The 1472-nt window shown below is 30.0% G+C and carries 1 protein-coding gene; it reads left to right on the forward strand.

What is annotated here, in order from left to right; all coding sequences use genetic code 11:
- Positions 1-97: 97 nt before the first annotated feature.
- Positions 98-1434, forward strand: a protein-coding gene (locus tag L1S47_RS20465) for an IS3 family transposase (protein WP_238886950.1) whose coding sequence is annotated in 2 segments (ribosomal slippage) — positions 98-482 and positions 482-1434 — 1338 coding nt in all. Because the reading frame shifts where the segments join, the coding sequence is not laid out codon by codon here.
- The last annotated feature ends 38 nt before the right edge of the window (positions 1435-1472 follow it).

Raw genomic sequence — 1472 nt, forward strand, 5'->3', positions numbered from 1 at the left:
TAAAATGTACCCTATAGAATAGACAATTTAAAAAAGCCTATTCTATGGGGTACTTTTATGTATAATAGAATAAATATCATTAGGAGAGATGAACAATATGAGCAAAAAAATATTTACAGATGAAGAGATTGAAATATTATCACAAAATAAGTATGTAAAAAGAGTTAGTAAAAAGGGGATTACATATACTGATGAATTTAAAAGGAGATTTATAGCTGAGAATCAGAAAGGAAAGTTCCCAAAACAAATATTTGAGGAAAATGGCTTTGATATAGATATTTTAGGAAACGAGCGTATTAGATCAGCAGGTAAAAGATGGCGCTCCGCATTTCGTAGAAATGGAGTAGCACAACTGCAAGATGCTAGAAAGTTTAATAATGGACGACCAAGCGAAAAAGATTTATCACTTGAAGAGAAATATAAAAAACTTCAAGCAAAAGTGCAACTTTTACAAGCAGAAAATGAATTGCTAAAAAAGTTAGAGATGATGGAAAGGAGCGTGCTAAGAAAGAAATAACACTGTTATCCTTCGAAAAGTTTATTGTAATTAAATCAGTTATTGAAAAATATAAACTTAAGAATAAGATTAGTTATTTTTGTGAATTAAGTGGTGTTTCACGCTCAGGTTACTATAATTATTTTTCGCCTAAGTCAATTTCTAAGCGAAACACGCAGGGAGCCAAGGATGAAGAAAGTTATAAAAATATTTTAAATGCTTTCAAGTATAAGAATCGTAAAAAAGGTGCTAAGCAAATAAAGATGACTTTAGAAGATTATTTTGATATTAACTATAATCTAAAGCGCATTAGAAGAATTATGAAAAAATATAATATTCTTTGTCCTTATAGAAAAGCAAATCCGTACAGAAGAATGATGAAGGCTACAAAAGAACATTCTGTTTTACCAAATCTATTAAATAGAGAGTTTAAGCAAGATATTCCTGGGAAAGTATTATTAACAGATATAACTTATCTATTTTTTAAGAAGGGTCAGAAGGCTTATTTGTCGACCATTTTGGACGCATCAACAAATGAAGTTTTAGCTTATAATCTTTCCAAAAGCTTAAAAATAGACATAGTAACTAACACCATTGATAATCTTATAAATACAAAATATAAGTTACACAAAGATGTTTTCATTCATTCAGATCAAGGGGTACATTATACAAGCCCAATATTTCAAAACAAAGTAAAACAGAACAATATAGGTCAATCTATGTCTAGGCGCGGTAACTGCTGGGACAACGCCCCGCAGGAATCGTTTTTTGGACACTTAAAAGATGAGGCATACATTACTAAATGTGAAACCTTTGAAGAACTACTTGCTGAAATAGATGATTATATTAATTACTATAACAACTATAGATCTCAATGGAATTTAAAAAAGATGACTCCTGTTCAATACAGAAATCATCTTCTTAAGTCTGCTATATAGTCTTTTTTTAAACTGTCCTTTACAACGGGTACATTTTA

The organism is Clostridium sp. YIM B02551 (assembly GCF_022324735.1).
In the GTDB taxonomy this organism is placed as follows: domain Bacteria; phylum Bacillota; class Clostridia; order Clostridiales; family Clostridiaceae; genus Clostridium_T; species Clostridium_T paridis.